The 24,863-nt window shown below is 70.6% G+C and carries 24 protein-coding genes; 12 read left to right on the top strand and 12 right to left on the bottom strand.

The genetic code is table 11. The features are described 5' to 3' along the window. Positions 1-163: 163 nt before the first annotated feature. Positions 164-1,945, bottom strand: coding sequence for a proteasome ATPase (gene arc, locus ACFHWS_RS18305; protein ID WP_123601513.1), 1,782 nt, complete (start codon positions 1,943-1,945; stop codon positions 164-166). Positions 1,946-2,213: 268 nt separating this feature from the next. On the opposite strand from arc, the gene ACFHWS_RS18310 reads away from it, so the two are divergent. Continuing rightward, the gene (locus ACFHWS_RS18310) at positions 2,214-2,480 is read left to right on the top strand and encodes a ferredoxin (RefSeq protein ID WP_416555873.1); all 267 of its coding nucleotides are present in this window, start codon (positions 2,214-2,216) and stop codon (positions 2,478-2,480) included. 71 nt (positions 2,481-2,551) lie between these two features. On the opposite strand, the gene ACFHWS_RS18315 is transcribed toward ACFHWS_RS18310, so the two are convergent. The 3 genes from ACFHWS_RS18315 to ACFHWS_RS18325 are packed head-to-tail and all read right to left on the bottom strand — an operon-like array spanning position 2,552 to position 5,237. Continuing rightward, positions 2,552-3,118 (bottom strand): hypothetical protein, encoded by a 567-nt coding sequence (locus ACFHWS_RS18315; protein ID WP_416555814.1) that lies wholly within the window; start codon positions 3,116-3,118, stop codon positions 2,552-2,554. After that, on the bottom strand, positions 3,115-4,131 hold the full coding sequence (locus tag ACFHWS_RS18320) for a tRNA (adenine-N1)-methyltransferase (RefSeq protein WP_416555813.1): 1,017 nt from the start codon (positions 4,129-4,131) through the stop codon (positions 3,115-3,117). Before ACFHWS_RS18320 ends, ACFHWS_RS18315 begins: the two co-directional genes overlap by 4 nt. Further along, the gene (locus tag ACFHWS_RS18325; protein WP_416555872.1) at positions 4,128-5,237 is read right to left on the bottom strand and encodes a site-2 protease family protein; all 1,110 of its coding nucleotides are present in this window, start codon (positions 5,235-5,237) and stop codon (positions 4,128-4,130) included. Before ACFHWS_RS18325 ends, ACFHWS_RS18320 begins: the two co-directional genes overlap by 4 nt. A 186-nt stretch (positions 5,238-5,423) precedes the next feature. On the opposite strand from ACFHWS_RS18325, the gene ACFHWS_RS18330 reads away from it, so the two are divergent. The 5 genes from ACFHWS_RS18330 to ACFHWS_RS18350 all read left to right on the top strand — a co-directional run bounded on the left by ACFHWS_RS18330 (position 5,424) and on the right by ACFHWS_RS18350 (position 11,815). Continuing rightward, complete coding sequence (locus tag ACFHWS_RS18330) at positions 5,424-6,308, top strand: PD-(D/E)XK nuclease family protein (RefSeq protein WP_416555871.1); 885 nt, start codon at positions 5,424-5,426, stop codon at positions 6,306-6,308. Between the two features lie 66 nt (positions 6,309-6,374). Then, positions 6,375-7,667 carry a sensor histidine kinase gene (locus ACFHWS_RS18335; protein ID WP_416555812.1) on the top strand — a complete coding sequence of 431 codons (1,293 nt, stop codon included), beginning with the start codon at positions 6,375-6,377 and terminating at the stop codon, positions 7,665-7,667. After that, the gene (locus tag ACFHWS_RS18340) at positions 7,664-8,362 is read left to right on the top strand and encodes a response regulator (protein ID WP_416568625.1); all 699 of its coding nucleotides are present in this window, start codon (positions 7,664-7,666) and stop codon (positions 8,360-8,362) included. The genes ACFHWS_RS18335 and ACFHWS_RS18340 overlap by 4 nt, the downstream gene beginning before the upstream one ends. A 142-nt stretch (positions 8,363-8,504) precedes the next feature. Further along, positions 8,505-9,272 (top strand): ABC transporter ATP-binding protein, encoded by a 768-nt coding sequence (locus ACFHWS_RS18345; protein ID WP_416555810.1) that lies wholly within the window; start codon positions 8,505-8,507, stop codon positions 9,270-9,272. Next, on the top strand, positions 9,272-11,815 hold the full coding sequence (locus ACFHWS_RS18350) for an ABC transporter permease (RefSeq protein WP_416568626.1): 2,544 nt from the start codon (positions 9,272-9,274) through the stop codon (positions 11,813-11,815). The genes ACFHWS_RS18345 and ACFHWS_RS18350 overlap by 1 nt, the downstream gene beginning before the upstream one ends. A gap of 40 nt (positions 11,816-11,855) precedes the next feature. On the opposite strand, the gene ACFHWS_RS18355 is transcribed toward ACFHWS_RS18350, so the two are convergent. Both ACFHWS_RS18355 and ACFHWS_RS18360 read right to left on the bottom strand, forming a co-directional pair. Further along, positions 11,856-12,548: an HAD family hydrolase gene (locus tag ACFHWS_RS18355; protein ID WP_416555870.1), complete on the bottom strand. Its 693-nt coding sequence runs from the start codon at positions 12,546-12,548 to the stop codon at positions 11,856-11,858. Between the two features lie 106 nt (positions 12,549-12,654). Further along, entirely contained in the window at positions 12,655-13,416 is a 762-nt protein-coding gene (locus ACFHWS_RS18360) for a neutral zinc metallopeptidase (protein ID WP_416555808.1), read from the bottom strand. Between the two features lie 256 nt (positions 13,417-13,672). Between ACFHWS_RS18360 and ACFHWS_RS18365 the strand changes: the two genes are divergently transcribed. The 4 genes from ACFHWS_RS18365 (at position 13,673) to ACFHWS_RS18380 (ending at position 17,907) form a co-directional block, all read left to right on the top strand. Continuing rightward, a complete protein-coding gene (locus tag ACFHWS_RS18365) occupies positions 13,673-14,542 on the top strand; it encodes a PAC2 family protein (RefSeq protein ID WP_416555807.1) in 870 nt (289 codons plus the stop codon). An 84-nt stretch (positions 14,543-14,626) separates the two neighbouring features. Next, positions 14,627-15,649 carry a methyltransferase gene (locus tag ACFHWS_RS18370; protein WP_416555806.1) on the top strand — a complete coding sequence of 341 codons (1,023 nt, stop codon included), beginning with the start codon at positions 14,627-14,629 and terminating at the stop codon, positions 15,647-15,649. 156 nt (positions 15,650-15,805) lie between these two features. Further along, positions 15,806-16,597, top strand: a complete 792-nt coding sequence (locus ACFHWS_RS18375; protein WP_416555805.1) for a GntR family transcriptional regulator — start codon at positions 15,806-15,808, stop codon at positions 16,595-16,597. 197 nt (positions 16,598-16,794) lie between these two features. Continuing rightward, a complete protein-coding gene (locus tag ACFHWS_RS18380) occupies positions 16,795-17,907 on the top strand; it encodes a lytic polysaccharide monooxygenase auxiliary activity family 9 protein (RefSeq protein WP_416555804.1) in 1,113 nt (370 codons plus the stop codon). A gap of 72 nt (positions 17,908-17,979) precedes the next feature. Here the strand turns inward: ACFHWS_RS18380 and mshC are convergent, their stop codons facing one another. The 6 genes from mshC to ACFHWS_RS18410 form a co-directional block, all read right to left on the bottom strand. After that, on the bottom strand, positions 17,980-19,224 hold the full coding sequence (gene mshC, locus ACFHWS_RS18385) for a cysteine--1-D-myo-inosityl 2-amino-2-deoxy-alpha-D-glucopyranoside ligase (protein WP_416568627.1): 1,245 nt from the start codon (positions 19,222-19,224) through the stop codon (positions 17,980-17,982). Positions 19,225-19,274: 50 nt separating this feature from the next. After that, positions 19,275-20,024, bottom strand: coding sequence for an SCO1664 family protein (locus ACFHWS_RS18390; protein WP_416555869.1), 750 nt, complete (start codon positions 20,022-20,024; stop codon positions 19,275-19,277). Positions 20,025-20,097: 73 nt separating this feature from the next. Continuing rightward, entirely contained in the window at positions 20,098-20,688 is a 591-nt protein-coding gene (locus tag ACFHWS_RS18395; protein WP_278169007.1) for a DUF3090 domain-containing protein, read from the bottom strand. Between the two features lie 64 nt (positions 20,689-20,752). Further along, on the bottom strand, positions 20,753-21,469 hold the full coding sequence (locus ACFHWS_RS18400; RefSeq protein ID WP_416555802.1) for an MSMEG_4193 family putative phosphomutase: 717 nt from the start codon (positions 21,467-21,469) through the stop codon (positions 20,753-20,755). A 76-nt stretch (positions 21,470-21,545) separates the two neighbouring features. Continuing rightward, complete coding sequence (locus ACFHWS_RS18405) at positions 21,546-22,373, bottom strand: undecaprenyl-diphosphate phosphatase (protein WP_278169005.1); 828 nt, start codon at positions 22,371-22,373, stop codon at positions 21,546-21,548. Then, complete coding sequence (locus ACFHWS_RS18410; protein WP_416555801.1) at positions 22,370-23,422, bottom strand: LLM class F420-dependent oxidoreductase; 1,053 nt, start codon at positions 23,420-23,422, stop codon at positions 22,370-22,372. Before ACFHWS_RS18410 ends, ACFHWS_RS18405 begins: the two co-directional genes overlap by 4 nt. Before the next feature lie 207 nt (positions 23,423-23,629). Between ACFHWS_RS18410 and ACFHWS_RS18415 the strand changes: the two genes are divergently transcribed. Then, a complete protein-coding gene (locus ACFHWS_RS18415) occupies positions 23,630-24,601 on the top strand; it encodes an aldo/keto reductase (protein ID WP_416568628.1) in 972 nt (323 codons plus the stop codon). Between the two features lie 61 nt (positions 24,602-24,662). Continuing rightward, positions 24,663-24,854: a DUF5703 family protein gene (locus tag ACFHWS_RS18420; RefSeq protein ID WP_278169002.1), complete on the top strand. Its 192-nt coding sequence runs from the start codon at positions 24,663-24,665 to the stop codon at positions 24,852-24,854. The last annotated feature ends 9 nt before the right edge of the window (positions 24,855-24,863 follow it).

A 24,863-nucleotide genomic window follows, 5' to 3' on the forward strand; every position in this document is an offset into this window, starting at 1 on the left:
CCCGTCATGTCGAGCGTAGTCCGCGCACCGACGGAACCGGACGTTGGCGTGTCCGTGTGGTCACGCGGGGGCACGTCGGACACCGGTCCCGCGGCGCGCACGGACCGCGGCGCGGAGCCGGTGTCCCGCACCCCGAGGCGGGGTGCGGGACACCGGGCCGTGGTCAGAGGTACTGCCCGGTGTTGCTGGCCGTCTCGATCGACCGGCCGGCCTCCGCGCCCTTGCCGCCGGAGACGAGGGTACGGATGTAGACGATCCGCTCCCCTTTCTTGCCGGAGATCCGGGCCCAGTCGTCCGGGTTTGTGGTGTTGGGCAGGTCCTCGTTCTCCCGGAACTCGTCGACGCACGCGTCGAGCAGGTGCTGCAACCGCAGACCCTTGCGCCCGGAGGTGAGGAACTCCTTGATTGCCATCTTCTTGCCCCGGTCGACGATGTTCTGAATCATCGCGCCGGAGTTGAAGTCCTTGAAGTACAGGACCTCCTTGTCCCCGTTGGCGTAGGTCACCTCGAGGAACCGGTTCTCGTCGGTCTCCGAGTACATCCGCAGCACCACGGCATCGATCATGGCTGCCACCGTGGCCTGCGGATCGTCGCCGTGCTCGGTGAGGTCGTCCGGGTGCAGCGGCAGCCCGGTGAGGATGTACTTGGAGAAGATATCCTTGGCCGCCTCGGCGTCCGGACGCTCAATCTTGATCTTGACGTCCAGCCGACCGGGCCGCAGGATCGCCGGATCGATCATGTCCTCCCGGTTGGAGGCACCGATCACGATCACGTTCTCCAGGCCCTCGACCCCGTCGATCTCGCTCAGCAGCTGCGGAACGATGGTGTTCTCCACGTCCGAGGAGACACCGGAACCGCGGGTCCGGAAGACCGAGTCCATCTCATCGAAGAACACGATCACCGGAGTACCCTCGCCGGCCTTCTCCCGGGCCCGCTGGAAGATCAGCCGGATGTGCCGCTCGGTCTCACCGACGTACTTGTTGAGCAGCTCAGGGCCCTTGATGTTGAGGAAGTAGCTGGTGTGCTTCTCCTCACCCCGCCGCTCAGCGATCTTCTTGGCCAGGGAGTTGGCCACCGCCTTGGCGATCAGGGTCTTGCCGCACCCGGGCGGACCGTAGAGCAGGATGCCCTTCGGTGGGCGCAGGTGGTGCTCACGGAACAGCTCCGCGTGCAGGAACGGCAGCTCGACCGCGTCCCTGATTTGCTCGATCTGGGCGTGCAGGCCGCCGATGTCGGTGTAGTCGACGTCCGGCACCTCCTCCAGCACCAGCTCCTCGACCTCGCTCTTCGGGATCCGCTCGTAGGCGTACGCCGACCGCGGCTCGATCATCAGCGAGTCGCCGGCCCGCAGCGCGCTGCCGACCAGCGTCTGCGCCAGGTGCACCACCCGCTCCTCGTCGGCGTGCGAGATGACCAGAGCACGGTCACTCGGCTCGCCGGTCGGGTTGTCGAGGAGTTCCTTGAGCATCACCACCTCACCGACCCGCTCGTACCCGAACGCGTCGACCACGTTGAGCGCGTCGTTGAGCAGAACCTCCTGGCCGCGTTGGAGCTCGTCGGCGTCCAACGAGGGGGAGAGCGCCACCCGCAGCTTCCGGCCACCGGTGAAGACATCCACCGTGCCATCCGCGTGTCGGGCCAGGAAGACGCCGTACCCGCTGGGCGGTTGCGCCAGCCGGTCGATCTCCTCCTTGAGCGTGACGATCTGGGCCCGGGCTTCCTTGAGGGTCGCCACGAGCCGTTCGTTGTTCTCGGTCAGTCGGGCCAGCTGCGCCTGCGCTGCCGCCAGCCGTTCCTCGAGCTGCCGGACGTGTCGGGGGCTTTCGGTCAACTTGCGCCGCACCAGAGCGAGTTCCTCTTGAAGAAACGCGACCTGGGTGGAGAGATCGTGGGCCTCCTTCTCCCACCGTGCGGCGCGCGAATCCGCGTCGTCGCTGCGTGCCACGTCCCACCTCCCCGGGGGCTAAAACGTACTGCCCTAACACTAGCCGTTTGCCGGACGTTTCGAACCCACGCAACACAGTCGTCCCACAACCTTGATCGCTCGGGCACGTCACAAGCGGCCGACGGACGCCTGGCCGGCCGGTCCCACGGCGTGTCGGGTACCGTCGGGACGCGAGGACGGGCACGACTCAGGGAGGTGCGCGGTGACGACCCCGACCGAGACCCGGTCCCCCGGAGAGCCGGGCGAAACGGCATCAACCGACACGGAGCTGCAGGTCTGGGTCGACCAGGACCTCTGCACCGGGGACGGGCTGTGCGTGCAGTACGCCCGGGACGTCTTCGAGTTCGACATCGACGGACTCGCCTACGTCAAGGACGCCTCCGGCGAACTGCAGGTCGCCGAGGGCGCCCGGGTCGCAGTCCCCGAACGGCTGCGGCTCGACGTGATCGACGCGGCCAAGGACTGTCCCGGCGAGTGCATCCACGTGGTCCGCGCGGACGACCAGACCGAGGTCAGCGGACCGGACGCCGGTTAGCCGCCCGGTCTACCTGGTACGGGCCTGCTGCCCGCCGGGACGGCCACCTGCCCTGCGATGCGTGGCCCACGTCACAGTAACGGACGGCCCACCACCGAGGCGACCACCCGGGCGAACTCCTCGAGCCGCGCGATCTGCCCCGAACCACCGTCGTCGAGCGTCTTGCCGAACCGCAGCGCGTCGTGCCGGGGGCCGAGAGGCTCCTCCGGTTGCGTCTCGTCCTGCGAACTGAGCAGCAGGTAGACGTCGACGCTGTCCACCCGGATCTGCCCGGTCGGCGTACGGGTCAGCCGGCGGCGGCAGCCGACCTCGGTGACCGTGGACAACGGCACTACCCGCAGCGACGACGTCATCGACCCGACCGGCCCGTCCCCCGGCGGGACGTCCTCACCGTGCCACAGGACCATCCGGCTGCCGTCGCAGATCGCCACCTCCTGCCAGACTCCGTTGACCTCGTTGACGAACCGCTCGAGGGTGAAGGCGAGAACCTCGGCACCCGCCAGCACCCCACCGAGCGCCTCCAGCGCGACGTCCGGATCCCGCAGGTACGCCCGGCTGGCCGCGTCCAGCTCCGGATAGGGCGACCAGTCGGGGAAGACCGCCGGCAACTCGCCACCACCGAACGCGGGCCGGCTCATGCCGGACCCGTCCCGGCCCCCGTGCCCAGCGACACCGCCGGCCCTTCGGCCCCGTCGGGTGACGCCGGGCCGGCGGCGTCGGACGGCACCGGCGCACCGGCGCGGTCCCGACGGCGCGCCGCGTACGCCTCCGCTCCCTTGCTCGGCTTGCGCCGCCGCGGCGGCGCGCTGACCCCCGGAGCCAGCCGGCGGGCCGACACCAGGAACGCGGTATGCCCGATCATCCGGTGGTCGGGCCGCACCGCCAGCCCGTCGACATGCCAGTCCCGCACCAGCGACTCCCACGCCCGGGGTTCGGTGAACCCGCCGTCGGCGCGCAACGCCTCGACCAGTTCGCTCAGCTGCGGCGTGGTGGCGACGTAGCCGACGAAGACCCCGCCGGGCAGCAACGCCCGAGCCACCAGGTCCAGCACCTCCCACGGCGTCAACATGTCCAGGATGATCCGGTCGAAGCCGACCTCCGGACAGGATGCGACATCACCGACGTGCAGCCGCCACGCCGGGTGCGGGCCACCGAAGAACGCCTGCACGTTCGTCCGAGCCACCTCGGCGAAGTCCGCCCGGGCCTCGTACGAGTGCACCTCACCGTCGGTGCCGACGGCGCGCAGCAGCGAACAGGTCAGCGCGCCCGACCCGGCACCGGCCTCCAGCACCCGGGCACCCGGGAACACGTCACCCATCGCTACGATCTGCGCGGCGTCCTTCGGATAGATCACCTGGGCCCCGCGCGGCATGCTCAGCACGTAGTCGGCCAGCAGTGGACGCAGCGCGAGGTACGCGGTACCGCCGGCCGACGTCACCACGCTGCCTTCGGGCAGGCCGATCAGCTCGTCGTGCGCCAGGGCACCGCGATGGGTATGGAACGACCGGCCGGCAGCGAGCGTGACGGTGTGCATCCGCCCCTTCGGGTCGGTCAGCTGCACCCGGTCGCCCGGCTGGAAGGGGCCACGCCGGGTGGAGATCGGCGTGGTACTGACGTCGCCGGATGCGACGGCGGTCGGCGGAGGGGTCACGGGCTCATCTTTCGGTTCGGTTCCAACAACTGCGCCAGATCGGCGACGTGCAGTACGCCGATCACGTCCTCGCCCCGGGTCACCAGGTACTGCGCGCCCGGATGTTCCTGCACGGTACGGACCACCTGCTCGCCGGTGAGGTCGACCGGGATCCGGCGTACCCCGTCGATACCGCGCGCGACGGTGTCGACCGCCACCCACGGGCGGCGCTCCGGCGGGACCGCCGCGGCCGCGGCCCGGTCCACCAGCGCGACCAACCGGCCGACCGAGTCCGTCACCGCCAGGGCCGGCTCCCGGCCCCCACCCGGCTGCGCCGGGTGGGGGCCGGCGACCCGACGCTGCGCCTCGGCCAACGGTGTGCCGCTCGGCACCGGAAAGACCGGCTGGGCGAGCTTCGCCAGGTTGACCAACGGGAACCGGCGGCCGATGCGCGCGACCCGGATCGACTGGCCGGCACCCTGCCAGAGGGTGAACGCCACCAGCAGCATGAAGATCAGCCCGAACGGGGACAGGATACCGGCCACCGTGAGCAGCACGACCAGGCCGGCGGTGCCCGCCGCCACGGCCCGACCGACCCAACCGGCGGCCTCGGTGCCGACGTGGCGGTCCCTGGTCACCGCCCAGACCGCGGCACGCAGCGCGCGCCCGCCGTCGAGGGGCAGCCCCGGCAACGCGTTGAACACCGCCACCAGCAGGTTCGCCGCCGCCAACTGGAACGCCAACTGGTCGATCAACGTACGGTCCGGCAGCAGCACGGTGGCCACCACCGCGACCAGTCCCAGGACCAGCGACACCGCCGGACCGGCCAGCGACACCAGCAGGTCGACCTTGGGGGTCGGGGCGTCCCGGTCCATTTCGGTGTAGCCGCCGAGCATCTCCAGGGTGATCCCGCGAACGCCGATGCCGTACCGGCGGGCGGTCAACGCGTGACCCAACTCGTGCAGCAGCACCGAACCGAGCAGACAGACCACGAAGCCCAGGCCGACCGCGTACCGGGCCGGCTGTGGCACGTCCAGCTGGGTGCGGACGAACTCGCCGTACAGCACGGTGACCAGGATCGCCAGGAACAGCACCGAGGTGTGGAGGTGCACCGGGAAGCCGAGCACCCGGCCGAGGCTGATCCCCGGCCGCCGGTCAGGGCGCCGGTCGGGGCGTTTCGCGGTGTCCTCCATCGGGTTGATGCTACGGAACGCCGTACCGCCCGGCGCGCACGGTTTGTCGCCGAGCCGCCGGCCGGGTTGTCACACCAGTGCCATACCCTGCCTGCCATGACGGCGGAAACGGTACGCGCAGTGACAACCGGTCCGGAGATCGCGCCCGACGTCGGACCGCCCCGGCTGGCCACCTTGTCGCCGTCTCGGGCGGCCGACTTCAAGACCTGCCCGCTGCTGTACCGGTTCCGCAGCATCGACCGGCTACCCGAGCGGACCACCGTCGACCAGGCCCGGGGCACCCTGGTCCACGCCGTCCTGGAACGGTTGTTCGATCTGCCGGCCGACCAGCGCATCCCGGCCGCGGCCGCCGCCCTGGTCGCCCCGCAGTGGCAACGGCTGCTGGACACCGACCCGACGCTGGCCGACGTCGTCTCCACCGGACCGGCGGAACCGGCGTCCGACGAGCCGGCGCCCCGCCCGGAACTGGACGAGTTCCTGGCCGCCGCGCGGCACCTGCTCGACGGCTACTTCACCGTCGAGGATCCTCGCCGGCTGGAACCGGCCGAACGGGAGAGCCTGGTCAACGCGGTGGTCGACGGACAGCTGCTGATCCGCGGCTACATCGACCGGCTGGACGTCTCCCCCGGCGGGGACCTGCGGGTGGTCGACTACAAGACCGGCGGTGCCCCGCGCGAGGCGTTCGAGTCCCGGGCACTGTTCCAGCTGAAGTTCTACGCCCTGGTGCTGTGGCGCACCCGCGGCGTCGTCCCCCGGGTGCTCCGGCTGCTGTACCTGCGCGACTGCGAGGTCTGCGACTACACGCCAGACGCCGAGGAGCTGCAGCGGTTCGAACGCACCGTCCTGGCGCTTTGGCGGGCAATCCTGCAGGCCACCGAGAGCCGGGACTTCCGCCCCAAACAGAGCCGGCTCTGCGACTGGTGCAGCTACCAGACGTACTGCCCGGTGTACGGCGGGACCCCGCCGCCCTTCCCCGACCTGGCGCAGGACCTGGTCTCCTCCTGAGGGAGGAGACCAGGTCCTGCGCCGTGGTGGGCGCGACGCCACCGCCGTACCGGATACCGTCGCGGCATGGAGCCCACCGAGCCGGACCGGTCCACCGGACCACACCAGTCCTGGTGGTGGCGGTGGTGGGGTAGGGCCCGGAGCACCGGCACGACCGGTTCGGTACCGTCGGTGCTGGCCCGCGACGGTCTGCTCGCCGCCGCGGTCGTCCTGGTCGATCTGGCCCTGCACGGGCTCGGCCCGGCCGGCCAGCCGAGGCCCGAGTCAGACCTCGGCTGGCCGGCCGTCGTCGGCTGGAGCCTGATCGTGGCAGCGCCGATCGCGGTACGTCGGGTCGTCGTCTGGCCGGCCGTGCTGGCCAGCGCCGCGATGGTGGCAGTCCCGCTGCTGACCGGCCACGAGCCGGCGAGTATGGCGCTCGCACTGGTGATCCTGACCTACACCGCGGCCTGCTGGCTGGCGCTACGCCCGGCGGTCGCCGCCGCCGCCGTACTGTGGCTGCCGGTGCTGACCGTCAACGCGGTGCTGCCGCAGGGCACCGAACTGCCGGGAATCTCCCGGATGTACCTGCTGTTCGTCAACGGGCTGACCATGCTGGTCGCCTTCTTCATCGGGCGGACCGTGCACGCCCGCCGGTCGGCGACGCGGACGCTGGCCGAACGCGCCCGGGTAGCCGAGGAGAACCAGCGGGCCGCTGCGGACCAGGCGGTCGCCGACGAACGGCGACGGATCGCCCGGGAGCTGCACGACGTCGTCGCCCACCACGTCAGCGTGATGGGGGTGCTGGCCACCGGTGCCCGTCGGGTACTGCACCGCGACCCGGCCGCCGCCGACGAGGCGCTCGGCACCATCGCCGACACCAGCCGCAGCACGTTACGGGAGATGCGTCGGCTGCTCGACGTCCTGCGCACCGACGCCGAACCGGCCGACGCCGAGCTCACCCCGCAGCCAGGGCTCGGCGGCATCGAGTCCCTGGTCGAGCAGATCCGCGAGGCCGGTCTGCCGGTGACCCTGCGAATCGACGGGGTACCCGGGGACCTGGATCCCGGTGTGACCCTGACCCTCTACCGGATCGTCCAGGAGGCGCTCACCAACGCGCTCAAGCACGCCGGAGCGGCAACCGCCGAGGTACGGCTCAGCTTCGGCGTCTACTGGCTGATCGTCGAGGTCTTCGACACCGGCCGCGGGCCCGGTCCGGACCACGGCCGGGTCGGGCACGGTCTGGTCGGAATGCGGGAGCGGGTGGCCCTGTACGGTGGCACGCTGCGGACCGGCCCGCGCCCGGGCGGTGGCTTCCGCATCTACGCCAAGCTGCCGATGGAGCAGCTGGGGGCGGCTACCCGACAAGGAGCACCGTGAGCGAACCCGGCATCGCCGCGCCGTCCACCACCCGTCCGGTGCGGATCCTGCTCGCCGACGACCAACCGCTGCTGCGCACCGGGTTCCGGATGGTCCTCGGCGCCGAGGACGACCTGGACATCGTCGGCGATGCGGCGGACGGAGCGGAAGCCGTCGATTTGGCCCGCCGGCTGCTGCCCGACGTCGTGCTGATGGACATCCGGATGCCCCGGATGGACGGGGTGGCGGCGACCCAGGCGATCGTCGACGCCCGGCTGCCGGTCCGGGTCCTCATCCTCACCACCTTCGACCTCGACGAGTACGTGGTGGGGGCGCTGCGCGCCGGTGCCAGCGGTTTCCTGGCCAAGGACGTGCCCGCCGAGGACCTGGTGGCAGCCATCCGGACAGTGGCGGTCGGTGAGGCCGTGGTGGCCCCCCGGATCCTGCGCCGGCTGTTGGACAAGTTCGCGCTCACCCTGCCCGACCCGGACGCGGCACCACCGAAGGCGCTGGACGTGCTCACCGAACGGGAACGTGAAGTGCTCATCCAGATGGCCCGAGGGCTGTCCAACGCCGAGATCGCCACCACCCTGTCGGTCAGCGAAACCACCATCAAGACCCACGTCGGACACGTGCTGACCAAACTCCGGCTGCGGGACCGGGTCCAGGCCGTGGTGCTGGCGTACGAGTCCGGCCTGGTCCGCCCTGGCGGATGAGTCCGGCCCGTCGCGATCATCCTCAGGTCGGAGATGCGCCCCCCCGTCGTGGACGGAGTGGTGAACCGTTCCCGGGCAGGACCCAGTCACAGCGCCCGGAACATACCGTTGGCGACAGACAACAACGGTAGGAGCCTCCGACGTGACAACGACGACAGCGACCGAACCGGCTGCCCGGGCAGCCGACGTGTGGAAGGTGTACGGCACCGGCGAAGCCCGGGTGATCGCCCTGCACGGCGTCACCCTCGACCTGGAACCCGCCCGCTTCACCGCCATCATGGGGCCGTCCGGCTCCGGTAAATCCACCCTGATGCACTGCCTCGCCGGGCTCGACACCGTCACCCGCGGCACCATCACCATCGGCGACACCACAATCACCGGACTGAACGACACCGGACTGACCAGACTCCGCCGGGACAAACTCGGCTTCATCTTCCAGCAGTTCAACCTCCTCCCCACGCTCACCGCCGAGGAGAACATTCTGCTGCCCATGGCGATCGCCGGCCGCAAACCCGACCCGGCCTGGTTCGACACCGTGATCGACACCGTCGGCCTGCGTGACCGCCTACACCACCGACCCACCGAGCTGTCCGGCGGCCAGCAGCAGCGGGTCGCCTGCGCCCGCGCCCTCGTCGCCCGCCCGGACGTTGTCTTCGCCGACGAGCCAACCGGCAACCTCGACTCCCGCGCCGGCGCCGACGTTCTCGGGTTCCTGCGCAACTCGGTACGCGACCACCAGCAGACCATCGTCATGGTCACCCACGACCCGGTCGCCGCCTCCTACTCAGACCGCGTCGTCTTCCTCGCCGACGGCCGGATCGTCGACGAGCTACAGCAGCCGACCGCCGAGGCGGTCCTCGACCGGCTGAAGGGCCTCGACGTCGCGGCGATCGAGCAGGAGCAGGCCTGATGCTGCGCGCCACGTTGAAGAGTCTGCTCTCCCGCAAGCTGCGACTTGTGCTGTCCGGGGTGGCGATCATCCTCGGGGTGCTGTTCGTTTCCAGCGCCACGGTGCTCACCGACAGCTTGAGCAGCCGCTTCGAACGGCTCTTCCAGACCGTCAACGCGGACGTCGCCGTACAGGTGCAGGCGGCCGATACGGGCGGTCAGCAGGCGGAGCCGCCGCTGCTGACCGACGCTGACCTGGATCGCATCGCCGCTGTCAACGGGGTGGCGTCGGTGACCGGTGACGCCAGTTCGACCGGGGTGATCCCGTTCCGGGCCGCCGACGGCAAGGCGGTGCCGAGCCAGGCACCGCAGCTGGGCATCGGCCTGACCGCCGCCGGCGACGACGCGCTGCTCCAGGTCGCCGAGGGACGCACGCCCAGCGCCGACGACGAGGTCGCGGTGACCCGGTTGACCGCCGAGCAGGCCGGCGTCACGGTCGGCGACCGGATCCGGGTGTACGTCTCCAGCGCCTACCAGGCCAGCGAGTACGACGTGGTGGGCCTGCTGGAGTACAGCGGGGGCAGGTCCACCCTCGGCGGCGAGACACTGGTCGCCTTCACCGTGCCACAGGCACAGCAGTTGTTCTACGGCCAGACCGGGGTGTTCGGCGCGGCACAGTTGACCGCCGACCCCGGCGTCACCGACGACGAGCTCAAGCGGCTGGTGGCCGACGGGCTGCCGGCCGGGTTCGAGGCGGTGACCGGCGCGGAGCTCGCCGACGAGCAGGCGTCCCAGTTCACCCAGCTGCTGACCTTCGTCAACTGGTTCTTCCTCGGGTTCGCGCTGATCGCGTTGCTGGTCGGCATGTTCCTGATCTTCAACACGTTCAACATCCTGGTCGCGCAGCGGTCCCGCGAGCTGGCCCTGCTCCGGGCACTCGGCGCCAGCTGGGCCCAGGTCACCTCGGCGGTGCTGATCGAGGCGCTGGTCGTCGGCGTGATCGCGGCCACCCTCGGCCTGGCCGCCGGTATCGGCGTCGCCGCCGGCCTGCAGTTCCTGGCAGTCGAGGCGCTGTCGCTGCCCGCTGGCGGGCTGATCGTCTCACCAGTCGCGATCCTGGCGTCCTACCTGGTCGGCGTATTGATGACCATGGTCGCGGCGTTGATTCCGGCGATCCGTGCCTCGGCGGTCCCACCGGTGGCCGCGATGCGGGACGTGGTCCGCCCGGACCGGCCGCTGACCGGGCTCACCATCACCGGTGGGGTGGTCACCGCGCTCGGCGCGGGACTGCTGTCCGTGGGTCTGATCGGTGTCTCCGGGCTGACCGCCGTAGCGCTCGGCGGTGGGGTGCTGCTGTCGATCATCGGCGTGGCGCTGCTGTCGCCCGCCCTCACCCGTCCGGTGGCCGGTGCCGTCGGACGCCTGATCAGCTGGGGTACGGCGACCGGTCTCGGCCGCCGCAACACGCTGCGCAACCCGCGGCGTACCGCTGTCACCGCCGCCGCTCTGATGATCGGGGTGACCCTGGTCAGCACCATCGCGGTGATCGGGTCGTCGTTGAAGGCGACCACCACCGACCTGGTGGAGAACGGCCTCGGGGCCGAGATCATCATCTTGACCAACGGCCAGCAACTGCCGACCGGGCGGGAGGGCTTCGACCCCGCACGCCTCGACCAGGTAGCCGAGATCGACGGCGTGACCGGCACCGTCGCGTACCACCTCGCGATACTGACCGCCGACGGCCGCCCCAACCAGCTCATCTCTGCCACCGACCTGTCACAGGCCGGCTCGATGTTCGCCTTCGAGACCGTACAGGGCCGCCTCGACGCCGGCGACGGCGAGACGGTGGTTGACGTGAACACCGCGGAGTCCAACGGCTGGACGGTCGGCGACGACATCGTCATCGACATGCCACGTGGCGGCGGACGGACCTACGAACTCGTCGGCGTCTACCGCACCGCGCTCACCGCCGGGCTGATCCTGCCCGAGTCCCAGGTGCAGTACCTCGCCGGGCCGCTGGCCTACCAGGGGTTCGTCGCCACCACCCCGGACGCCGACGTGCAGCGGATCGTCGCCGAGACCGAGGCGCTGATGGCCGACTACCCGTTGGTGACGGTCGGCGACCGCAGCAGCTTCGTCGAGCAGCAGAACCAGCTGGTCGACATCCTGCTCAGCATCTTCTACGTACTGCTGGCCCTCGCCGTACTGGTGGCCTTCATCGGGATCGTCAACACCCTGGTGCTGAGCATCCACGAACGTACCCGGGAACTCGGGCTGCTACGCGCGGTGGGGATGAGCCGACGCCAGGTCCGCCGGATGGTCCGCGTCGAGTCACTGCTGATGGCGGTCTTCGGTTGTCTGCTCGGCGTGGCGTTGGGCGTGGCGCTCGGACTGGCCGCGTCGTTCGCGATGCGCAGCCAGGACGTGCTGTCTGTGGTCAGTGTGCCGGTCGGCCAACTCGTCGGGTTCGTCGTTGCCGCCGCGCTGGCCGGCGTGGTCGCCGCCTGGTGGCCGTCCTGGCGGGCGTCCCGGTTGAACGTACTGCAGGCGATCTCGCACGAGTGACCGCCAGGCGGTTGACGGGCAGCCCGCTCCGGGCAGCCCGTCAACCGGCCGCCAGGGGCAGATCAGCCCGGTACGCGGCAAGCAGCGCGGTCAGATCGGCCACGGTCACGTCGCACAGGCTCGCCCGTACCTGGACCCGGTCCGGCACCGGAAACACCGCCTCGGCCGGCACCGCGAGCACCGCCGCCCCGGCGGCGTGCGCGCTGGCCACCCCGGCCGGGGAATCCTCGACCGCCACACAGTCCACCGCCGACACGCCGAGGGCGGCCGCAGCGGCCAGGTACGGGGCCGGATCGGGTTTGGTCGCCGGCACCTCGTCTCCGCAGCACACCACGTCGAAGTTGTGCCGCCCGATGGTGTGCAGTGCCACGTCCACCAGAGCACGCTCGGTCGAGGTGACCAGCGCGGTGCGGAGGCCGGCCGTCCGTACCGCGCGGACCAGCTCGAACGCGCCCGGCCGGGCCGGGACGCCGGCGCTGAACAGGGCGGTGACCCGTCGGGTCAGCCAGGCAGCGCCGGTCGCCGGGTCCCGCCACGGCTGGCCCAGGTCCTCATGCAGCAGCCCCATCGTGGTGGCCATGTCCGAACCCACCATCGCCAACCGAGCCTCGGCGGACAGTTGCCCGCCGTAGTGCACGGCCAGCTCCCGCAGGGCCACGTCCCAGAGCTTCTCGCTGTCGATCAACGTGCCGTCCATGTCGAACAGGACGGCGGCGGGTGGCAGAGTATTCAGCGGAACCTCCCTGGTCCGGGCACGACATGCGTCCCACGATCCTGCCTGATCACAGCGCTGTCGCCCAGCCGGCGACGGCGCAGCGCAGGCTGCCGGCCGGCGACGGTCAGGTCAGGTCACACCCGGCCAGCGACCGGTCGTACCCGTTGAAGAAGGCCGTGATCCGCTGGTCGGCGGTGCCGTGCGAGCCCTCCTCGAACCACGGCTGGTCGGGATCGTCCGCCACGGTCGCCAGACCGCGTTGAAACTCCTCCAGGTCACCGTCGTCGAGCTGCAGCGTGCCGTCGCGTACCGAGTCGCCGAGGTAGGCCCCGGCCAGACAGTCGGCGGCCAGTTCCCGCTGGATGCTGAACCGGTAATCCAGGTCCAGGCGAACCTGAATTCCGTGCGCGTATTCATGGCCGATGAGGTAGAACAGAAACGAGTCGCCGACCGTCTGGAACACGTCGAATGCCCAGTTCGCGTCGTAGGCGATGAACTCGGACCCACTTGTCAGGCAGTAGACCGCGTTGTTACGCGGAATGAGCTGGTCGCCGCAGCTCAATTCGCCGTCGCGCTGGTAGGCGATGGCCTGCCCGATCGGCTCGAACGACGCGCCGAACCCGGCGAACCGCTGCGACCAGTACTGGTCGGCGAGAGCTTCGGCACCCGCGATGTCCTGCTCGAACTCCTCGACCGTGTCGGTGCCGTCGAGTGAACCGTCGGCGCCCGCTCCGGTGGCACCGCCTCCAGGCACCGCCGGCTGGTTGGGTTCACCCGGCCCGTCGTCGGGCAGCGGCACCGCGGCGCAGGCCGCCGCCGCGACGACGGCGGCACACAACGCCACCAGCTGAAACCGGCTGCGGACACGGTCGCCGGGCTGGCGCATACCGGCCTCCTCGCTCACTTGTCGGACGGCGACGCGTTGCCGTCCGCGGTCCATGCTGCCCCAGTTGCGCAATACGTACGGCGGCGGTGCGCGGATCAGGCCGCCGGTGGAGCCGGCGCGGCCACCGGGCCGGGTCGTCGATCGGCACGTAGGCTGACAGGGTGAGGCACGACAACTACCCCGCACCCAGACGTCGACGAGTAGTCGCAACGACCGCGCACGCGCTGCCAGGTCGCAATGACGGCGAGGAGGCTCGGTGACCGAGTTCGACGGTCTGCCGGTGCTGCGGTCACCGGTGGCAATCGCCGCGTTCGAAGGCTGGAACGACGCCGCAGACGCCTCCACTGCGGCCGTCGAGCACCTGCAGGAGGTCTGGCAGGCCCGAGAAATCGCCGCGCTGGACCCGGAGGACTTCTACGACTTCCAGGTCAGCCGGCCGACCATCACCGGCTCCAGCGGCGACGCGCGCCGCATCGAATGGCCGACGACCCGGTTCATGGTGGCCAGCCCGGAAGGCACCGACCGGGACGTGGTACTGATCCACGGGATCGAACCGAGCATGCGCTGGCGCACCTTCTGTGAACAGGTCCTGGAGCTGTGCCACAGCCTGGAGGTCAACCGGGTGGTGCTGCTCGGCGCTCTACTCGCCGACGTGCCGTACACCCGGCCGCTGCCGATCAGCGGGACCGCCTCGGAGAAGGAGGCGGCGCAGCGGCTCCAGCTCGTCCCGACCCGGTACGACGGTCCCACCGGGATCGTCGGAGTACTGCAGGACGCCTGTGCCCACGCGGAGGTGGACGCGGTCTCGTTCTGGGTGCACGTGCCGCACTACGCCAACAACCCACCCTGCCCGAAGGCGACACTGGCGCTGCTGCACCGAGTGGAGGACGTGCTCGACCTGCCGGTGCCGATGGCCGACATGGCCGAGGAGGCGGCGAAGTGGGAGGCCCGGGTGCGGGCCACCGCCGAGCAGGACGCCGAGCTGGGCGAATACGTTCGCGAGTTGGAGGAACGGGTCGGCGATGCTGGTATCCAGCCGCTGACCGGTGACGAGATCGCCCAGGAGTTCGAGAAGTACCTGCGCCGCAGGGGCGGGTCGGCCGGCCCGACAGCCGGTTCGTGGTGACCGGCCGGACGGATACCCGACCTGGATCTATCGGCTAACTGACAGCTCCGTCAGTCGGACGGCTCTTTACCGGAAAATGTCCGGATGCTAACCCCCACCCCTCTTATGCGTCTGGTGACCGGTTTCTGGAGCTTCAAGACCCTGGCCGCCGCCGTCGAGCTGAACCTGTTCACCAGGCTCGCCGGCGGCCGGACCATCACCGTCGGGCAACTGTGCGACGAGTACGGGCTGGCTGAGCGCCCGGCGGATACCCTGCTCGCCGCCTGCGCCTCGCTCGGACTGCTCACCAAGCAACCCGGCTCCAACAGCTACCGCAACGCGCCGATCGCCGAGGAGTTCCTGGTAGCCGACCGTCCCTACTACTTCGGCGGTCAGATTCGCTACTGCGACGAACGCACCTACCTACCGTGGCACCGCATCGGTGAGGCGTTGCGTACCGACCGGCCACTGACCTGGGATCCGGACACCCAGGAGTCGCTCTTCGCCGACGTGGACCCGCGGATCCGGAACCTGTTCCTGGAGGCGATGTACGCCGCGTCGATCTTCACGGCCCGCGCGCTGGGCGACGCCTACGATTTCAGCGCCCACCACCGGCTACTCGACCTGGGCGGCGGGTCGGGCGCGTATCCCATCGAGCTGTGCCGGCGCTACCCGCATCTGCGGGCGAGCGTCTACGACGTGCCACACGTCGTGCCGGTCGCTGCGGAGAAGGCCGCCGCCGCAGGTCTGGCCGACCGGATCGACACCGTCGCCGGTGACTTCTTCGCCGACGAGAAGCTCCCGCAGGGATATGACACCATCCTGCTCAGCATGATCCTGCACGACTGGAACGAAGCGACCAACCGGGCGCTGCTGGCCCGCTGCCACGACGCACTGCCGTCCGGCGGCACGATCGTCGTCTGCGAGCTACTGCTCAACCCCGAACGCACCGGTCCGCCCGAGGCCGCCCTGATGGGGATGAACATGCTGGTAGAGACGGAGGGCGGGCGCAACTACTCGGAGACCGAGTACGCCGACTGGCTGGCCGATGCCGGTTTCGGTTCCATCCGTACCGTCGTCTTCGACGCCCCCGGTGCGAACGGTGCGCTGATCGCCCGCAAGCGGTGACTGCCGCCGGGCGCTGATCCGGCGCGGGACGGCCGGGTCGGCTGCTTGTTACTGACAGTTTCGATGGTGCGGCTTCGTCGGTAGTCGGGCTGGACACACCGTGTTTTGTGTCCTAGGATGCTAGGTATCTCGTCGGGAAGGACGGTCAGTTCACAGATGCAGGTCAATCCTGGAGCCGCCGAGGTTCCACACCGCCAGATCGCCGATCTGATCCGGGAACGGATTCGACGCGGTGAGTGGGCACCCGGCGAACGGCTACCCGCCATCCCCGCGCTCGCCGAGATGTACGGCGTGGCCAAGCAGACCGCGCAGCGTACCGTCGATCAGCTCCGCGTCGAAGGACTGCTGATCACCAAGCCGGGCTCCGGCACCTTCGTACGGGGCACCCGACGCCGGCTCAACCGACTCGCTCGCGGCCGGTACGGCGGACACCGTGGATACCACGCCGACCTGGCGGCACGCTACCGCCAGCAACTGACCGAGGTCGGCCCGGCCCCGGCGGTGCCCGAGGTGGCCGACGCCTTCGGCGTCACCGATGGTACCGAGCTAATCGTCCGCCGCCACCTGGTCCGCACCGAGGACTCACCGGTCGAGGTGGGAGCATCCTGGTTCCGGATGGCCGACGCCGCCGGCACCAGTCTGGAGCGGGCCGAACCGTTCGGCCGGCCCACATACCAGGAGGCCGAGGAGGTGACTGGTCGGCGGTACGTCTGGGCGCGCGACGTACTCAGCGCCCGCCAGCCCAGCCGGCAGGAGGCGCAGCTGCTCCGGATCCGTCCGGACACCCCGGTGCTACATCTGCTGCACGTGGCCTACGACGGCGACCGGCGGCCGATCGAGGTGGCCCAGGCGACCTGGCCCGGCCCGGTGACCACCTTGACCGAGGAGTATCGGGTGCCGGCACCCATGCCTGATCCGGACCCGGATCCCGGTCTCGTACTCGGCTGACCCGGCACTTCTTTCGCCTTACTTTGTTTTGCATTCAAACTATTGACAAAGAAAATCGAGGCATGTGAATCTCTGGACGGGACTGCCGCGAGGGGTCGCGCGGCATGGCGGGACCGGGCTACCCACCATCCGATCCGGCGGGAACGCCTGTCCCGGCGAACCCGCCACCGCCGTCCAACCTCTGTCCGGGAGCAGACATGCCTTCCCTCACCGCCACTCTATGGGCACCGCTGTGCCGGGTGCTCACCGTCGCGGCAGCCGCCGCACTGCTGTGCACCACCGCGCTCGCCGACGTGGCCACCGCCCACGGATCATCGATCGATCCGCCGTCGCGCAACTACGGGTGCTACGAGCGCTGGGCCAATGACTTCCAGAACCCCGCGATGGCCACCGAGGACCCGATGTGCTGGCAGGCCTGGCAGGCGGACTCCACCGCCATGTGGAACTGGAACAGCCTCTACATCGACGGGGTCAACGGCCAGCATCAGGCCCACATCCCCGACGGCCAACTGTGCAGCGCTGGCAACACCGGCGGGGTCCGGTACGCCGCACTGGACGAACCCGGCAACTGGCGAGCCGCCGACGTCGGCACGAACTTCACCGTCACCTACCACGACCAGGCGCTGCACGGCGCCGACTACCACCTGGTGTACGTGACCCGGCAGGGATTCAACCCGCTCACCCAGCGGCTGCGCTGGAGCGACCTGGAGCTGGTCCGGACCACCGACGGCGCGGACCCCGGTGAGGGCACCCGGACCAGCAACCCCAACCTCAACGGCGTGTCGGTCGACATCCCGGTCAGCGCACCCGGCCGGACCGGACGGCACCTCGTCTACCTGATCTGGAAGGCCAGCCACGCTGACCAGACCTACTACTTCTGCAGCGACGTAAACTTCGGCGGCACCGGCGTGTCCCCGCCGCCCACCACGCCGGCCCCGACCACCGCACCGCCCACCCCGGCGCCCACGACCGCATCACCGACCACCGCACCACCGACCACCCCGGCGCCAGGCGGCTGCACCGCGACCTTCTCCGTCGTCGCCAGCTGGCAGGGCGGCTTCCAGGCCGAGGTGCGGGTGACTGCCGGCGGAACGCCGATCAGCCGCTGGACGGTGAGCTGGACGAACCCCAGTGGGCAGCAGGTGACCCAGGCCTGGAACGCCACGATCAACAGCACCGGTTCGACCGTCACCGCCACCAACGTCGGTTACAACGGCAGCATCGGATCCGGGGCATCCACCAGCTTCGGTCTGATCGGTTCGGCCACCGGAACCCCCGTCGCACCGACCCTGACCTGCACACCGAACTAATTCGAGCACTGGTCGGGTTCGACGGCGGCGCCGGACCCGACCAGTGCTCCGGCGCGGGTGCGGTCGGCCGGGTCAGTCACGCAGGCGCACCCCGAGCAGGGCATCGCAGGTCTCGGCCATCAACGCCGGGGCCTGCGGGTCCACTCCGGTACCGGCGAGCGCGTGGTCGGCCCACTCGTCGATCAGGGCCAACGCACCCGGCGTGTCGAGATCGTCGGCCAGCCGGCCCCGGACCCCGGCGAGCAGCTCTGCGCCGGACGGTCCGGCAGCGGACCGGGCGGCCTCGCGCCACCGGTGCCAGCGTTGCTGACCGGTTTTGAGCGTATCGTCGGTCCACTGGCGATCAGCCCGGTAGTGCCCGGAGATCAGCGCCAGCCGCAGAGCCATCGGCGGTACCCCGTCGCCCCGCAGCCGGGAGACGAAGACCAGGTTGCCCCGGGACTTGGACATCTTCTCCCCGTTGAGGCCGATCATGCCGGCGTGCGCGTAGTGGGCGGCGAACGGGCCGGTGCCGGTCAGCACCTCCGCGTGCGCGGCGGAACACTCGTGATGGGGGAACAGCAGGTCGTTGCCGCCGCCCTGGACGTCGATCCGGTCACCCAGCAGACCCAGCGCGATCACCGCGCACTCGATGTGCCAGCCCGGTCGGCCGGGGCCCAGGGGACCGCCGTCCCAGGCCGGCTCACCGTCGCGGGCACCGCGCCACAGCAGCGGATCCAGCGGGTCACGTTTACCCGGACGCTGCGGATCACCACCCCGCTCGGCGGCAAAGACCAGCATCTGCTCCCGGGACAGGTTCGACTCGTAGCCGAACCGCGGCGCGGCGGCCACGTCGAAGTACACGTCACCGGTGCCATCGGCCAGCCGATAGCCGGCGCCGCGGTCGAGCAGGACGCCGACCCGCTCGGCGATGGCCGGAATCGACTCCACCGCACCCACGTAATGGTCCGGCGGAATGATCCGCAACGCCTCCATGTCCTCCCGGAACAGCGCGGTCTCCCGCATCGCGAGGACCACCCAGTCCTCCCCGTCGCGGGCCGCCCGCTCCAGCAGCGGATCATCGACATCGGTAACGTTCTGCACGTACCGCACCCGGTGCCCCGCGTCCCGCCACATCCGCTGCACCAGATCGAACGCGAGCATGGTCGCGGCGTGCCCGAGATGGGTGGCGTCATACGGGGTGATCCCGCAGACGTACATCGTCGCCGGGTCGACCGGCCGGGTCGGTGCCACCGCCCGCCGAGCGGAGTCGAACAACGCCAACGGCACACCGGCGCCGGGCAGCTGGGGCACCTCGTGACCGGTCCAAGAGTCCATGGCGCCACCTTATCCAGCGGTGCCGGCAGCGCCGGAGAACGGCAGATGAATCACATCGGCGGCCAAGGGATCGCGCTACGTGTCGCCGGCGGCGACGGAAACCGCCCGGCCTCGATCAGCCCGTCGACCCGCCCGGCCAGTTGGGTAACCTCGGCCTGGGTGAGCAGCGACGCCAACTGCCCGCCCAGCGTCGCGTCGACTGCCGTACGCAGCTGACGCAACGCCGACCCGGCCTCCGGCGGCAACGGGCGCCCGGACCAGCCCCACAAGACCGTACGCAGCTTGTCGTCGACGTGGAAGCACAAGCCGTGGTCGACGCCGTACACCTCGTTGTCCGGTCCGGCCAGCACGTGCCCGCCCTTGCGGTCGGCGTTGTTGACCACGATGTCCAACACCGCGAGCCGGGCCAGCTGCGGATCATCGGCATGCGCCAGAGCGTACGGCTTCCCGTCGGTGTCCCGGGCCGCCGCCACCGGCAGCCAGTCGGCCGGCACCTGGTCGGCCGCGACGAAGTCGACCAGCGGCACGGAACCATCCGGCTCGTCGATCCACAGCTGGCAGGCGCCCGGACCGATCGGACCGTCACGCAACACCGTAGGCGGCACCAACGGCCACCCGAGCGCCTGCGCCACCAAATGGGCGGCGACCTCCCGGCCAGCCAGGGTGCCGTCCGGAAAGTCCCACAGTGGGCGTTCCCCGCGAACTGGTTTGTACACGCACCGGATCGCCGTCCCGTCGGCCTCGATGACGGCCCGCAACGTCGTGTTCGATGCGTCGATCAACTGGCCTTCGAGCCGCATCGCGCCGGTATGGAGCAGTCGCAGCACGGTGGCGTCCCGGTCCACCGCCGGCTGCCGGCCGATCTCCCTCACTTCAGCGGTGATAGCCGTTGTGCCGCGGGCAGAGGTGGCCGCGCGGGTCCAGCGGTTGACCACAGAGCGGACAGGGTGGACGCCCGGCGGCCACCACCCGGCGTGCCCGGTCGATGAAGCCGCGGGCCGCCGCCGGGGTCAGCCGGACCCGGAGCCGGTCCAGACTGGCGTCGACCTCGTCGTCAGTGTCGTCGTCATCGTCGTCGAGCAGGCCGTCGTCGTCGCCGGCTTCGAGCCCGGTTTCCGGCTCACCGGCGGCTATGGCCTCGATGACAACGGTGGTGGTGTCCACGTCGAAGGCCAAGCCGAGCGTGCCGACCCGGAACTCCTCGTCGACCGGCGTTTCCAGCGGTTCGTTGTCCGACTGCCCGGTCGGTAGTTCCGGCACATCGACACCGAACCGTCGCTGCGCCTCGGCCAGCAGCTCCTCGAGCTTTTCGGCCAGCAGCGACACCTGGACCTTCTCCAGGGCAACGCTGACCACGCGACCGCCACCCCGGGCCTGCAGGAAGAACATCCGCTCCCCCGGCGGTCCGACGGTCCCCGCAACGAACCGCTCCGGCGGCTCGAAGGCATGCACCTGGTGGGTCATGTCATCGACCCTATCGGGCGGCCGGGTCGATCCGGTAACGCACCGACCCGATTGACCGGTACGCTCACTGCCGGTCACGTCCGCCGGTACCGGAGCCGCCGCCGACGGCGGCGTCGGAATCGGCCGACCCACCCCGACGCCGTGGCCGACGCCGCTTCGCCGGCACCAGCCCGGCCACCTCACCACCGGTGTCGTTGAGCCGCACCAGGAACGGCCGAGTCGTCGTGTACCGGATCACCGTCAACGAGGCCGGATCGGCCACGATCCGCTGGAACAGGTCAAGGTGCAGGCCGAGCGCGTCGGCCACGATGGCTTTGATCACATCGCCGTGGGTGCAGGCCAGCCAGAGAGCGTCGGGCCCGCGTTCGGCGTCGACCACACCGTTCCAGTGCCGCACCGCAGCCACCGCGCGGGCCGCCACGGCGGCCAGCGCCTCCCCACCGGGGAACACCGCAGCGCTCGGATGCTCCTGCACGACCCGCCACAGCGGCTGTTTCACCAGTGACCGCAGCGACTGGCCCTCCCACTCGCCGTACCCACACTCGATCAACCTGTCGTCGATCACCGGGGTCGCCCCGGGGACGGCCAGCTCCACGGTCTGCCGGCAGCGGATCAGCGGGCTGCTGACCACCTGTGCCCACGGCACCCCGGCCAGCCGGGCACCGACCGCCCGGGCCTGTGCCTGGCCGGTCTCGTCGAGCTCGACCGGCTGCCGGCCGGCCAGGCCGCCCTCAGCGTTGGCGGTCGTCCGACCATGTCGCAGGAGTACCAACGTCGCCACCGGACCAGCCTACGGGGGGCGGCCTGGCCGGCCGGCAGCCGACCCGGTCACAGCGGTCGGGTCTGGTCGGGTCCGGTCAGGTGGCCGAGATGGTTCCGGTGACCAGTAGCGCCATCACCAGGGAACCGAGCGCCACCCGGTAGAGCACGAAGGCGTACAGGGTGTGATGCGCGACATAGCGCAGCAACCAGGCGATCGCCGCGTAGCCGACCACGAACGCGATGGCGGTCGCCACCACCATCTGGGCCGCCGTCGGCGCCCGGCCCTGCGGGTCGAACACGTCGGGCAGGCTGAACAGCCCGGACATCACCACCGCAGGGATGGCCAGCAAGAAGGAGAACCGCGCGGCCGCCTCCCGGGTGAGGTTCAACAGCAGTCCAGCGGTCAGCGTGCCACCGGACCGGGAGACGCCCGGGATGAGCGCCATCGCCTGGGCGAACCCCATGATCACGCCATCCCGCAGAGTCAACCGCTGCAGGGTACGGGTCTGCCGGCCGAGGTACTCCGCGACGGCGAGGATCAGCGCGAACACGATCAGCACGGTCGCGGTGATCCACAGGTTACGCAGACCGTCGCGGATCTGATCCTTGAACAGCAGGCCGATCACCCCGATCGGGATCGACCCGACGATGACGTACCAGCCCATCCGGTAGTCCGGCTCGCCGCGTACCGAGGGATTCCAGATGCCGACGACCCAGGTCCGGGTGATCCGCCAGATGTCCTTGGCGAAGTAGAGCAGCACCGCGGCCTCGGTGCCCAACTGGGTCACGGCGGTAAACGAGGCGCCTGCGTCCGCCTCGAAGAACAACGCCGAGGTGATCCGCAGATGTGCCGACGAGCTGATCGGCAGGAACTCGGTGAGCCCCTGCACCACGCCGAGCACGATGACCTCGATCCAGCTCACCGCCCCACCCCGGCCACGTCGAACGCCCGCGCCACAGTCCGCAGCGTCGCCAACCGCGCCTCCGTGTCGGCGTCGAACAGACTGACCGACAGGGTGGTCACCCCCGCGGCGGCGTACTCGCCGATCCGCTGCGCGATCCGGTCCGGCGGGCCCAGCAGCGCGGTCTGGTCGATGAACTCCAGCGGTACGGCCGCCGCGGCCTCCCGCAGCCGGCCGGCCAGATAGTGGTCCTGCACCTCGTCGGCGGCGGCACCGAAGCCCATCCGGGTGGCCAGCTGGTGGTAGAAGTTCTGCGTCCGGCTGCCCATCCCGCCGACGTACAACGCGGCGTACCCGCGCAGCAGGTCGGCGCAGGCGGCGACGTCGTCGCCGACCACCACCGGCACGGCCGGCACCACGTCGAAACCGGTGAGGTCCTGACCGGTGCGGGCCCGGCCGGCGGCGATCAACGCCAGTTGATCGGCGGCGGTGCGGGGCGAGAAGAACACCGCCAGCCAGCCGTCGGCGATCTCGCCGGCCAGTTCGAGGTTGCGGGGGCCGACCGCAGCCAGATATACGGGGATCCGCGACCGGGCCGGGCGGAAGTTGAGCTTCAACGCCTTCCCCGGGCCGTCGGGCAGCGGCAGGGTGTAGTGCCTGCCCGCGTACTCGACCCGCTGGCGTCCGACCGCGAGCCGGACGATCTCCACGTACTCGCGGGTCCTGGCCAACGGCTGACCGAACCGTACGCCGTGCCAGCCCTCGGAAACCTGCGGACCGGAGACCCCCAGGCCGAGGCGGAACCGGCCAGCGGACAACGTGTCGATGGTGGCGGCGGTCATCGCGGTCGACGCCGGGGTGCGGGCCGGGATCTGCATCACCGCCGAGCCCACGTCGATCCGGCTGGTCTGGCCGGCCAGCCAGGCGAGCAGACTCGGCGAGTCGGACCCGTACGCCTCGGCGGCCCAGACCACCGTGTAGCCGAGCCGCTCCGCCTCCTGGACGAGCGCCAGTTGGTCGGCCGGTGAGCCAGCGCCCGTGAGGTAGCCGAGATTTAGTCCGAGTCGCACTCCCAGTCATCCCCCATCTCCCGCCAGGCGGGGCGTCGACGGCGCTGCCGGAGCAGCGGCCGTGGCCAAGCCGCACCAGGGTACGCAATCGTCCGCCGGCACTGGACAACCGGCCGGTCGACTCGCCGACCGGCCGGTGCCGGTCGGCAGCAGACGTCGGCGAGAGTGAGGATGTCCGTACCGCCAGGATCTGCTTAAGGTGCATCCATGCAGCAGCGACCGCTCGGCCGCAGCGGGCTGGCGGTCTCCCGGCTCGCGCTCGGCACCATGACCTGGGGCCGGGACACCGACGCCGACGATGCCGCGGCGCAACTGAAGAGCTACCTGGACGCCGGGGGCAATCTGATCGACACCGCCGACGTGTACGGCGACGGCGACGCCGAGGCGGTCATCGGTTCGCTGCTGGACAGCATGGTGCCCCGCAAGGATCTGGTCATCGCTACCAAGGCCGGGTTGCGGCCGGGCGGGCCACGGCGGCGTGACACGTCCCGTTGGCATCTGCTGCGTACCCTCGACGCCTCGTTGCGGCGGCTCGGCACCGACTACATCGACCTGTGGCAGGTACACGGGTACGACCCGGACACCCCGATGGAGGAGACCCTTGGCGCGTTGGACACGGCGGTGGCCAGCGGGCGGGTCCGGTACGTCGGGGTGTCGAACTTCAGCGGCTGGCAGACCGCCCGGGCAGCGGCCTGGCAGGCCGCGGTGCCCGGCCGAGCCGCCGTGGTCGCCGCACAGGTCGAGTACTCGTTGCTGCAACGTGGGATCGAACGGGAGGTGCTGCCCGCCTGCGCCGCGCTGGGGCTGGGCGTGCTGCCCTGGTCACCGCTCGGCCGCGGAGTACTCACGGGCAAGTACCGGCACGGCCGCCCGGTCGACTCCCGGGCCGCGTCGCCGCATCTGGAACTGTTCGTCGCGACCTACCTGGAGCCGCGCTGCTCCAGCATCGTCGAGGCGGTCTCGACGGCCGCCGCTGGCCTGGGGGTGGCACCGCTGGAGGTCGCGCTCGCCTGGGTCCGGGACCGCCCCGGGGTCACCGCGCCGATCCTCGGGGCACGCACGGCGGGGCAGCTGGTCGGGGCGCTGCAGGTCGAACGGATGACGCTGCCCACGGAGATCACCCGGGCACTAGACGACGTGTCGGCACCAGCGGTCGGCTATCCGGAACGCGACGGGTGACACCGCCGCCGGAGGTGGCCGGCGGGTGACACAGCCGGGGGCCGGCGGCAGGATGGTGGTCATGGACTACGAGTACGCGCCGCTGCGGTTGCCGCCGAACGTCGACCGGTTGACCGCAGCCGCGCAGTTGGCGATTCAGGCCGAGTTCTCTGGCTGGGAGCTTGCCCGGGTGCGGCTGTTCCGTGACGGGACGCGCCAGGTGGTGCTCCGGCGCAGGATCGCCCGGCAGCCGCAGCCCGGGCTCAGTACGTAGGCGGTGTGC

It is taken from the genome of Micromonospora sp. LOL_013, from assembly GCF_048060315.1.
GTDB lineage: Bacteria > Actinomycetota > Actinomycetes > Mycobacteriales > Micromonosporaceae > Micromonospora_E.

What these genes read in the sequence shown, in the direction of transcription:
- ACFHWS_RS18315 (WP_416555814.1), bottom strand. Translation starts at nt 3,118, where the DNA reads ATGAGCCGGCCCGCGTTCGGTGGTGGCGAGTTGCCGGCGGTCTTCCCC.
- ACFHWS_RS18335 (WP_416555812.1), top strand. Translation starts at nt 6,375, where the DNA reads ATGGAGCCCACCGAGCCGGACCGGTCCACCGGACCACACCAGTCCTGG.
- ACFHWS_RS18350 (WP_416568626.1), top strand. Translation starts at nt 9,272, where the DNA reads ATGCTGCGCGCCACGTTGAAGAGTCTGCTCTCCCGCAAGCTGCGACTT.
- ACFHWS_RS18360 (WP_416555808.1), bottom strand. Translation starts at nt 13,416, where the DNA reads ATGCGCCAGCCCGGCGACCGTGTCCGCAGCCGGTTTCAGCTGGTGGCG.
- ACFHWS_RS18370 (WP_416555806.1), top strand. Translation starts at nt 14,627, where the DNA reads ATGCTAACCCCCACCCCTCTTATGCGTCTGGTGACCGGTTTCTGGAGC.
- ACFHWS_RS18375 (WP_416555805.1), top strand. Translation starts at nt 15,806, where the DNA reads ATGCAGGTCAATCCTGGAGCCGCCGAGGTTCCACACCGCCAGATCGCC.
- ACFHWS_RS18380 (WP_416555804.1), top strand. Translation starts at nt 16,795, where the DNA reads ATGCCTTCCCTCACCGCCACTCTATGGGCACCGCTGTGCCGGGTGCTC.
- mshC (WP_416568627.1), bottom strand. Translation starts at nt 19,224, where the DNA reads ATGGACTCTTGGACCGGTCACGAGGTGCCCCAGCTGCCCGGCGCCGGT.
- ACFHWS_RS18390 (WP_416555869.1), bottom strand. Translation starts at nt 20,024, where the DNA reads ATGCGGCTCGAAGGCCAGTTGATCGACGCATCGAACACGACGTTGCGG.
- ACFHWS_RS18395 (WP_278169007.1), bottom strand. Translation starts at nt 20,688, where the DNA reads ATGACCCACCAGGTGCATGCCTTCGAGCCGCCGGAGCGGTTCGTTGCG.
- ACFHWS_RS18415 (WP_416568628.1), top strand. Translation starts at nt 23,630, where the DNA reads ATGCAGCAGCGACCGCTCGGCCGCAGCGGGCTGGCGGTCTCCCGGCTC.
- ACFHWS_RS18420 (WP_278169002.1), top strand. Translation starts at nt 24,663, where the DNA reads ATGGACTACGAGTACGCGCCGCTGCGGTTGCCGCCGAACGTCGACCGG.